4 protein-coding genes are annotated in these 10,884 nt (G+C 31.6%); all 4 read left to right on the forward strand.

Translation table 11 applies throughout. The features are described from left to right. The first annotated feature begins 43 nt into the window (after positions 1-43). The 4 genes from K737_RS09835 to K737_RS06645 all read left to right on the forward strand — a co-directional run bounded on the left by K737_RS09835 (position 44) and on the right by K737_RS06645 (position 10,792). Entirely contained in the window at positions 44-7,183 is a 7,140-nt protein-coding gene (locus K737_RS09835) for a hypothetical protein (protein ID WP_024161331.1), read from the forward strand. A gap of 570 nt (positions 7,184-7,753) precedes the next feature. Next, positions 7,754-8,695 (forward strand): hypothetical protein, encoded by a 942-nt coding sequence (locus tag K737_RS00785; protein WP_152531013.1) that lies wholly within the window; start codon positions 7,754-7,756, stop codon positions 8,693-8,695. A gap of 173 nt (positions 8,696-8,868) precedes the next feature. Further along, on the forward strand, positions 8,869-9,831 hold the full coding sequence (gene fabD / locus K737_RS00790) for an ACP S-malonyltransferase (protein WP_006295419.1): 963 nt from the start codon (positions 8,869-8,871) through the stop codon (positions 9,829-9,831). Positions 9,832-9,844: 13 nt separating this feature from the next. Continuing rightward, positions 9,845-10,792, forward strand: coding sequence for a polyprenyl synthetase family protein (locus K737_RS06645; protein WP_006295417.1), 948 nt, complete (start codon positions 9,845-9,847; stop codon positions 10,790-10,792). The last annotated feature ends 92 nt before the right edge of the window (positions 10,793-10,884 follow it).

Raw genomic sequence — 10,884 nt, forward strand, 5'->3', positions numbered from 1 at the left:
TAATCCTAATGCTGTACTTGCTAATCCTTTACCTGCTAATCCGGTGGCTAATCCTAATGCTGTACTTGCTAATCCTTTACCTGCTAATCCGGTGGCTAATCCTAATGCTGTACTTGCTAATCCTAATCTTGTAGCTGCTGCTGGAGGTGCTGCTGTTGCTAATCATCCTATACTGCCTGTTGATTTGAATCCTAGCACTCATATGAGCCCTGACGTCTGTGGTGCCGGTGTTCCTGAGAGTCATAGTACTCTTCCGCTAACTTTAGCTGTTAATAATGAACCAGGCGCTTTTGCACATGTTAGTGCCCCTTCTATACTGCCTGCTCCTTTGTGTTCCGATGATTCTAGCGTTCCTGCGGCTCCTATAAATTATCTTGCTCCTAAGCATTTCGATGTTTCTGGTATTTCTGCTGCTTCTGTACTTCCTGCTGCTTCGATAAATTTTCCTGCTGCTTCTATGTATTCCGATATTCCTAATGAATTCATCACTTTTGTGAATATTAGCAAGGTGCCTCTGCTTTTTGGTATTTCTAGTGCTCCCGGTAATCTTAGCGCGCCTGTTCCTAGAATTTTTCTTGATGATTTTCAAAAGAATTTAAATTTGGGAAACAACTGGAGAAAAATTTTTAATGGATTGTTGCGCATTGATTTTGCAAAGCGATTAAGTTCAGGGGGTAGAGAATTTTGCGCTTCTCTTGCAAACCAATTCAATAACCTGAGGGTATGCTTCGAAGGGGGGACGTTTAAACTGAAGCAGATTGTTTTTTCTGAAGGAAAAGAAACAGTTATAGATTGTTCTAGTGAATCGTTTAATGCCATTGTCAAAGCGCTAGATAAATTGAGTAATCCTGAACAAATGAAAATTTTCGAAGAGGCTTCTCGTAACAATTTTGAGGTTTTTCTAAAGTTTTTGGAGCTGAAAAATATCAGTTCTGATGAGTTTTCTGAAGAATTAAAGGGTAATTTTGCACGCCAATTTAGCAATTTAAGAATATTTTCAGAAAATGGAGTTCTTACACTGAAGAGAAGAAGTATTTTTGGTGAACAAGAAGTGTTTATTGAGTGCTCTGATAAAATGTTTGATCTTATGGTTAGAGCGCTAGATTCTTTGGATGTGTCTGAACAAACGAAAATTCTCGAAGAGACTTTTGAAGATTTAAGGGTTTTTTTAAGATATTTGAAAGCTGAAAAAGTTAACATTAACGATCTTCCTAAAGAATTAAGAATAAAAATAGCAAAAGAGCTCTTTAATCTAAGAACGCATTCAGAAAACGGACAAGAAGTACTAAAACGAGATTACCTTGGCAAAGGTGAAAAAAAATTAATTGAGTGCTTTGATGAAGAATTCTTGCTTATGGTTAGAGCGCTAGATTCTTTGGATGTGCCTGAACAAACGAAAATTCTCGAAGAGACTTTTGAAGATTTGAGGGTTTTTTTAAGATATTTGAAAGCTGAAAAAGTTAACATTAACGATCTTCCTAAAGAATTAAGAATAAAAATAGCAAAAGAGCTCTTTAATCTAAGAACGCATTCAGAAAACGGACAAGAAGTACTAAAACGAGATTACCTTGGCAAAGGTGAAAAAAAATTAATTGAGTGCTTTGATGAAGAATTCTTGCTTATGGTTAGAGCGCTAGATTCTTTAGAAGAATCTAGACGAATACTTATTCTTGAAAAAGTTTTTAAAGTTTTTAGAGTTTTCGAGAAATACATAGATTCAATAGGCGGAATCGAAAAACTTCCTAAGGGCTTAGTAAAGGTTCTTGCAAAAAAGCTTTCCGGTTTAAAAATATCTTCAGAACGTGAAGATTTTGTACAGAAACCACAGAAGAGTGGTAAAGAAAATCAAAAAATGGCATGTTCTGAAGAACAATTTGTGTTTATCGTCAAAGCGTTAGAGCGTTTAGATCTTCCTGAGCAAATAAATATTCTTGACGATGTATTTTTTAGTAATTTTGAGATTTTTCAAAAATATATTGATTCAAAGAAAGAAATTTCTAATCTCAATAAAGAATTACTAACATTTTTCGCAAGTAAGCTTGTGGGGTTGAAAATATCTTCAGAAGGGAAAAATCCTGCACAGAAAATGCAGAAGAATGGTAAAGAAAATCAAAAAATGGCATGTTCTGAAGAACAATTTGTGTTTATTGTCAAAGCGTTAGAGCGTTTAGATCTTCCTGAGCAAATAAATATTCTTGACGATGTATTTTTTAGTAATTTTGAGATTTTTCAAAAATATATTGATTCAAAGAAAGAAATTTCTAATCTCAATAAAGAATTACTAACATTTTTCGCAAGTAAGCTTGTGGGGTTGAAAATATCTTCAGAAGGGAAAAATCCTGCACAGAAAATGCAGAAGAATGGTAAAGAAAATCAAAAAATGGCATGTTCTGAAGAACAATTTGTGTTTATTGTCAAAGCGTTAGAGCGTTTAGATCTGCCTGAGCAAATAAATGTTTTGGACGATGTATTTTTTAACAATTTTGAAATTTTTCAAAAATATATCGATTCAAAGAAAGGTGTTGGCAACCTCAATAAAAAAATAATAAAAAATTTAGCAAATCATATTGTTTATTTTAGTACCTATTTAGAAAAAGGAGAGCCTAAGCTGCAATGGAAAAAAGATGAAAAGAAAAAAAATCCCAAGGATACTCAAATAATATCTAGGTTTATTGCGGAAGCCTTAAAATGTATGAATAATTCAGACAGAATAGAAGTTCTGGAGTGTGCTGCGGATAAAGATTTCGAGGTTTTTCTAAGATTTTTGGATTTAGAGAACATTAGTTTTGTTGGTAGTTCTGATAAATTATCAAATAAAGTTATAGAAGAATTTGGTAAATTTAAAAAGGAAAATAATGGTTTCCAACGTAAGAGTATCTTAAATGGAAAAGAACTTTTTATCAAATGCTCTGAAGAAAGATTTAAATTGATTTTTAACTTGTTAAATCAAATAGAATCTTCAAAATTAAATAAAACTTTAAGGGATACTTTTTTTATGAATTTCGAAATATTTGAAGAATACGTAAATTTAAAAAATGGTATTGTTAATCTTCCTAAAAAATTAATTTCTGAATTAGCAAAAGAATTCAGTAGTTTTAGCCTATGTTTGGAAAATAAAGTTTTTAAACCCAAGCTGAAGATTGTTATTGAACAAAAAGAGAAAATTATCGATAATCCTAAACAAAAATTTGATTTTATTATCGAAACATTAAGAAATGTAAATGCTTCAGAGAGAATACACATTCTTGAAGAAGCTGCGAGTAAAGATTTTGAGGTTTTTTTAAGTTTCCCAGATTTAGAAAATATTAGTCCTGGGGATTTTTCTTATAAAGTAAAAAGTAGGTTTGTGGAAGAATTTGGAAACTTAAAAATGGGTTTAGAAAACAAAGAATCTGTGATAAAAAGAACAGTTAATATCGACGATAAAAGAAAAAATTTTATTAGTTGTTCTGAAAGAATAGAAAATTTGATTTTTAAATTTTTAAAAGAGACAAGCGAATTTAAAGGTAAAGAAATAGAAATTTTAAAAAATACTTTTTTTAATAATTTCGAAATTTTTCAAAAATATTTAATTTTAAAAGGTGGTATTGCCAATCTTGATCTAAGATTACTTACTGTGTTAGCAGAAGAGTTTAGAAATTTGAAAATATTTATAGAAAAAGGGGGGGTTAAATTAAAAAGGAATAGTTTTTGTGTCCAAGGTCAAAAGTACGTCGATTGCCCAGAAAAAATACGCGATCTTGTTTTTGAAGCGTTAAGCGCTGTTGGTCAAATAAAAAATCTTAAATTGAAACAAACAAAAATTCTTGAAGAAGCTTTGGATAAAAATTTTGAAGTTTTTTTAGAATATTTTTTAAAAAGTGAAGAGCAATTTTTTTTCGATAATCAAAAAAAATCATCTGACGATGAAAAAAATCTCTCAGGAAAAATAATTGATAAATTAGCAAAAGAGTCTGTAAACTTAAGGGCAGTTTTAGAAAACGAAGTTGTTGTGATAAAACGGGAAGTTTCTGTCAATGATCAAAAAGTTCTTCTTGATTGTTCTGGAAAGATTTTTGACTTCATAGTAAAATCCTTCAAGTATTTAAAGAAACCTAAACAGAAAAATATTCTTGAAGATCTTGCGAACAAAGATTTAGAAGTTTGTTTTAAATTTTTAGATTTAGAAGGAGTGAACATTAGTGATTTTTCTAGAGATCTAAGAATTAATTTTTCCAAGGAGTTAAGTAATTTAAGTTTGGTCTTAGAAAATGGAGCGCTTGTACTAAAACGAAAAATTTCTATTAATAAAAAAGAAATTTTCATTAACTGTTCTGATAAGATTTTTAGCGTTATTCGTGAAGCGTTAGCAAAGCTGGGTGATGATAAAAAACGGGAATCTCTTCTTGAAGATACTGCGAGTAAAGATTTTGAGGTTTTTTTGAAATTTTTAGATTTAGAACATGTTGGTGTCAGCACTCTTTCTAAAAATTTAAAAAGTAAGCTAGGTGGTCAATTTTGTAAATTAAGAGGATATTTAAAAGACGGAAAGCTTGCGCTAAGACGAAATGTAGTGATTAACGGACAAGAAACGGTTATGGAGTGTTCTGATAAACAGTTTAAGTGTATTGTTGATGCACTAGAATTTTTGAACAAATCTGATCGAATAGTGATTCTTGAAAACGTCGCAAAAAATAATTTTGAAGTATTTTTAAAGTACGCGAACTTGGAAATTATTTGTATTGATAATTTTTCTCTTGAATTAAAAAAGATCTTGGCAAATCAATTGAGTAACTTAAGGGTGCGATTAGAAAACGGAAAGCTTGTACTAAAGCAAAAGATTTTTATTGATCAAAAAGAGATAGAGGTTGACTATTCTAAGGAGATATTTGAGCGTATTGTTAGTGCGTCAGAGAAGTGGGGTAAACCTGATTGTACGCGAATTCTTGAAGCCGTCTCAAATAGTGATTTTGAAGTGTTTTTAAAATTTGTGGAGTTGAAAAATATTTGTATTGATGACTTTTCTCAGGATTTGAAATTCAAATTAGCTACTCAATTAAACACCTTAATGATACGCTCAGAAAACAAAAATTTTGTACTGAAACGAAAGACTGTTGTCGACATGAATGAAGTGGAAGTTAGTTGTTCTGAAAGAGAGTTTAAGCATATTGTTAACGCATTAGATCAATTAGAGCATTCAAAATCAATAGAAATCCTTAAAGAGTTGTTTTCTAGAAATTTTGAAGTATTTCAAAAATATTTAGAGTATAAAGGGGGAATGAAAGGTCTACGTAAAGAATTGATCTTAGAACTAGCAAAGGAAGTTTACAACTTAAGAACAAGCAGTGATAGTTCCAATGCTATGGAGGGTTTTATTTTTAAAGCGGTGCATACACTGGGTGAGCTAGGAGAGGAAGCTAAGTCAGAACAAATAAGAATCCTTAAAGAGTTATTTTCTAGAAATTTTGAAGTATTTCAAAAATATTTAGACTCTAACGAAGGAATGAAAGGGCTGCACAAAGAATTGATCTTAGAACTAGCAAAGGAAGTTTACAACTTAAGAACAAGCAGTGATAGTTCCAATGCTATGGAGGGTTTTATTTTTAAAGCGGTGCATACACTGGGTGAGCTAGGAGAGGAAGCTAAGTCAGAACAAATAAGAATCCTTAAAGAGTTATTTTCTGGAAATTTTGAAGTATTTCAAAAATGTTTACAATTTAATTTTTCTGAAACATTAGTTGAAAATTTCAAGGATCTTTTGGAAGATAAATTTTTGAAATTAATAGTTTTTCCAGAATCGATGCAAATTTCTTATTTTGATTTAGGCGAATCAAAACAAAAAATTTATTGTACTGAAGAAATGCTAAATTTAATTGTAAACGGGATTAGAAAATTTTCAGAAAACAAGCGGATAGGAGTTTGTGAAAGATTCTTATCAATAAATAAAGGCGATAGAAAAAATCGCTGTTTATTCCTAGAGAATTTTTTTGCGGAAGAAATGAAGGTTGTTAACAGAAATGAAAAAAACATTAAATATTTAACGTCTCTCGAAAACGACATTTTTTTTCGGATTGCTTGTGTAGAAAAAGAAGCTCCTGATTTTTGGAATTTATTAAAAGAAAGAAATCCAGAAAATTTTCGTAAAATTGTAAAAAACGTAAAAAGCGAAGGAATAAAAGAAATAAAAACGTTTTTTGAAAAAAATCACAATAAAAATATTGAAGAGTCAAAAAATAATAACCAAAGTTGCAAAAAAAAACAATTAAATAATGATTTCAAGAGTGCGATTAAAAACGCTCCCGGGTATTGCAAGAAAACACAAAGCAGCGACGTAAAATCGATTAAAAAAGTGAACGAGACTGAAAGGAAATTTAATCGTGCCGGTGGATGCTGTGTTTCGAATTTAAGCTTTGAAGTGGTTAAAAAATCTATCCTACAAGATCTTGAATCTTCAGTAGATAAAATAATTGAGGAATTCAAAGTGGTAAAGAGCGCAAATGAAGAGAGTATTGAAGAGTTAAAAATCTTGCAATCTACTTTCAAAGCAAAATTAAACCATTTTTTTGTTTTTTCACAAAAAACAATACAAAATAATGATAATATATCTGATGATTTTTCAAAATACTTAAGGGATCGTTACGGCGATAATATCTCTGAGGAGATAAAAAAGGGACAGAAGTTTATTCTTGAAACTCCTAACAATATGTATCAGACATTGTTTGAAGCAGTAAATCAAAATGTAAAATCAAGAAAATTTAAAAATTTTTTTACAGACAGAGTTAGAAATTTCATTCAAAACTCTTCTTTTTCTGATGCGCCTTCGGTAATTAAAACTTTTTTAGAGAATTTTTTTAAAGAAAATACAAAAGATAAAGAAGGGATTAATAATTGTGTACGATCTTGCTTTGAAATAATTGACAATAATGATACTGCTTGTCAAAAATACTTTAAGGATATGAACGAATATGACGAATTTAAGAATGTATTAGATGAAAATTTTAGAAAATTTAATAAAGATTATCGGTATGATTTTCTTCAAGAAAATGAGAAATCAGATTTATATGCTTACTTTGAGTTAGAAAGATTGTTCAAAAATGTTTTTGAACGCTTCTGTAACAATACGTCACCGCAGTCTACTTCTTTTGAAAACTTAAAAAAAGATATCGTGTTGACTTTAATAAAAATTAACGCTTATGATGAGTAAATAATAAATTGATTGGGATTGTGAAATGTTCAGAAAATAATTTCATGATCCTGAAAAATAAATTTTCTAATTTTTTTCTGATTTTACTTTGTATTGTGTGTTGGTTTTTTTTTGTTATAATGCAATGAAGTTATTGGTTTGGAATAGGGGGGTACTGTGACTGAAATAAGCCAGTCTTCTGCAAAGCGCAAGCGATTTTTTTTGTGGATGATCGCAGGTATAACAGGAGCTTATGTTGGGTTTTGTATCGGGGTAGGAGGATATATTGATTCTAAAGTTCGTTCAGAGTTGTCAAAGCATCGGTTTAAGGAAATTATTAAATCGCATCAGGTTAAGGTAAAATTTTTTCCTTTTCCCATTGTAAGCATTAATCTAGATTTTTTTAAGCTCTTTAACAATGAATTTCAAGCTGTTTTGAAAGTTTTTCCTAACTGGAGAGGAATTTTTTCTAAAAAATGGACTCGCATCGTGGCTAATTTCGAGATGTACGCCCCTGAACGAGTAAATCCCCTTTTTTTGAAATTTCAGGGAAATTTTGATTTTTTAAAAACATTAAAAATTCTTCAGGGGGTGAAAAATTCTAAAGCCGAACTTTCAGAAGTAGTGGATATTTTAGAAGGATGCTTAAATATTAGGTTTAAAGATTATATTGGTGTACTGAACTTTAACAATAAAAAAAATCTCAACAATGTTTTGTCTTTTAGTATGTACAAGAAAAAACATTTGTTGACTTCTGCTCATTGTCATTTTTCTTGGATTCAGCCTTTAGAAGGGGGAAGGGATTCCAAAGCAATTTTTGATTCAAAATTAAAGTTTTTCTTTGAGCGTAAAATTTTATCATTGGGTTGTGAAATTGGAGAATTTTTTGGTGTACGCGAACAAACTTTATCATGGTTACGGTTTGTTGACACAGAGTATTTGAAAAAATTTTTTTACCCTTTTGATTTTGAAGTTTCTCTTAATGGAGAGTATGATTTGAAAAAAATTCACTTGATCCTTCAAAAGATGAAAACGGATCGTTTGCAATATGCAAAAGATTTTTTTAGAAAAAAGAGTAGTATTTTTTCTATTTTTACTGACTCTTTTGTTGTTGATTGTATTGAATCTTTAGCGCAATTAATGTTTACGCAAAAAATTATTTTAAAAACTAGTTTTTCAAATCAAGGAAAAGCAAAAGCTATTGTTCACCTTAAGCAGGATATTGAACAAAAAGATATATCTAGCTTGCATGTCAACTTTAATCTTGAGTGGGGAACCTTGTTAAAATATTTTGAAGAAAAAAGTCCAGAAAGTTACAACAAAGCTTATAAATTTCTAAGTGATGCATTAAGTACGATTAATAAAAACAAGGATCTTTCTAATATTGATACAGAAGTTATATTAAGATACAAGCATAATAAAGAAAATTTGATACTAGAAAGTCTTTTAGTTAATGATTTATCAATTCCTCAATTAATACAAAGATATTTTTTTAATAAAGGAATATCTAATACTTTAAAGAATATAAGATAAATTATTTTTTAATTCTGATAATTTTTATATAAGTGTTATTTTGAAAATCTTTGAGCTTTTTTATGGTGGGGTTTCAAAGATAAAGTAGTTGTTTTTTTGTTCACGTACTCCTATATTTAAAGAAATAATAATGTATAATGCTTATATAATTCAGAAAAATAAAAGGAAGATCAGTGATTGCGTTATTGTTTCCTGGGCAGGGGGCTCAGTATGTAGGAATGGGGCAGACTTTGGCTCAACGGTTTCCCGTCATTAAGGCGCGATTTCAAGAAGCAGATCAGTTCTTTTCTTATACAGGGCATTCTCTTATAAAAATTATGGGGCAGGGGCCTTTAGAAACGTTAATGCAAACCCAGTGGGCACAACCAGCATTGTTTACTTTGAGTTGTGGATTATTTGATGTTGTTTACCAGCATTGTCTTTTATCAGGGTTTTCTATTGGATGGGTGGCAGGACATTCACTTGGAGAGTACAGTGCATTATACGCAGCAGGGTGTTTTTCGTTTCAAGAAGGGCTTTTGCACATTAAAGCGCGATGCCAGGCTATGGCTGAAGTTCAAGATGGAACCATGGCGGCAATTTTAAAACTTCCTATTTCAGAAATTTATCCATTGCTTGAGTGTTATGGACAAGGGCAAGTAGAATTAGCAAATGATAATTGTCCAGGTCAGGTGGTTATTAGCGGAAAAAAAGAAGGAGTTCAACGTATTTTGGGGTATGCTCAATCTAAGGGTGCTCGGTGTGTCCCTTTACAAGTAAGTGGGCCGTTTCACAGTTCTTTTATGGCTCCGGCGGCAGAAAAGTTTGCGCACTATTTGCAGTCTGTTACTTTTGCTTCTCCTTCTATTCCCATTATTACAAATGTTAGTGGGGCTGTTCAGAAGGATCCTGATTGCATAAAAAATCAATTAATTCAACATTTAAGTCTTCCTGTTCGATGGAGAGAGAGCCTTCAAACTTTACACGCTCTTGGAGCAAAGTATTACCTAGAGTTAGGGGCAGGTTCTGTTATTACCGGATTAGTACGAAAAACGCTTGATTCAGTATATGCAACAAGTTTGGGAGATCTTTCGTTACTAGAAGATTGGATGCATTCCACCGAGATTCCTTCCGTGCGAGCAATGCAAAATCTTTAAAAGGTAGAAAAGTTTGGAAAATTCTAAGATAGACAGCTACATAAAAGCAGCGCTTTTGCGTATGAATCAAGAGCTATTTCAAGAAGTATACTTAAATTGTTCAGAATTAAGTCCCTTACTTAGTGAAGTTTTGTGGCCTTTAGGAAAGTCCATTCGTCCAAAATTTGGATTAACTTTAGCTTTTTTCTTTTCAAAAGATCCTTTGGCCGAACATGGATTAATGGAGCTGTGTAAAACTATAGAATGCATACATATTGCGTCTTTGCTTCATGATGATGTTGTAGATGAAGGGGTAATACGGCGGTCTCGTCCTTGTTTTTATCACGCTTGGGGGCAGCGCAGAGCGATCTTGTTGGGAGATTATCTTTTAAGTGTTGCTCTAAATTATCTTTCAAAGATTCGTAATCCTGAACTACTTTCTATCCTACAAAGTGCTATTAGTCAAATGACCTTGGGGCAAATACAAGAGGAAGCGATGTCGTGGTCGCACGGGATTAAAGATTATGAGGAAATTGTATTAAAAAAAACTGCTTCACTTTTTTCTGCCACGGCAAAGGCGGTATGCGCACTTTTTCAGGTAAAGGATTCTTACGCTCTTGCATTGGAATCTTGTGGAAAACTTATAGGATTTTGCTTTCAGCTTCAAGATGATTTACAAGATTATACAGGAACAAAAAAAGATAAAAAGCGATTTCAAGATTTTTTTCAGTCTCGGATTACAGCTCCTTTCTTGTGGTTAAGAGAGCAAGTATCTCAAGAAATGCACTCCCAATTAAAAGTCTTATGGAATTTCCCAACGTTAGATCATGCACATCGTCTTTATGAGCTTATGGCACAGTATCACATTCCGCAATACGGAGAAGAGCAAATAAAAACGAGTAAGACATACGTTTTTCGACACCTTCAAAAGTATTGGTCTTTAGAGAGTGTAAATTCGGTGATGAAATTTTTTTCTTGTTAACTATAGCAATCTAGGTTGAATTAGATATTTTAAAGAACCACGAAATAGCATCAAATAGAGCATTGAAATTTAGTATATTGTCCCCCTCTTCA

Origin of the sequence: Holospora undulata HU1 (assembly GCF_000388175.3) — a bacterium.
Taxonomy (GTDB): Bacteria; Pseudomonadota; Alphaproteobacteria; order Holosporales; family Holosporaceae; genus Holospora; species Holospora undulata_A.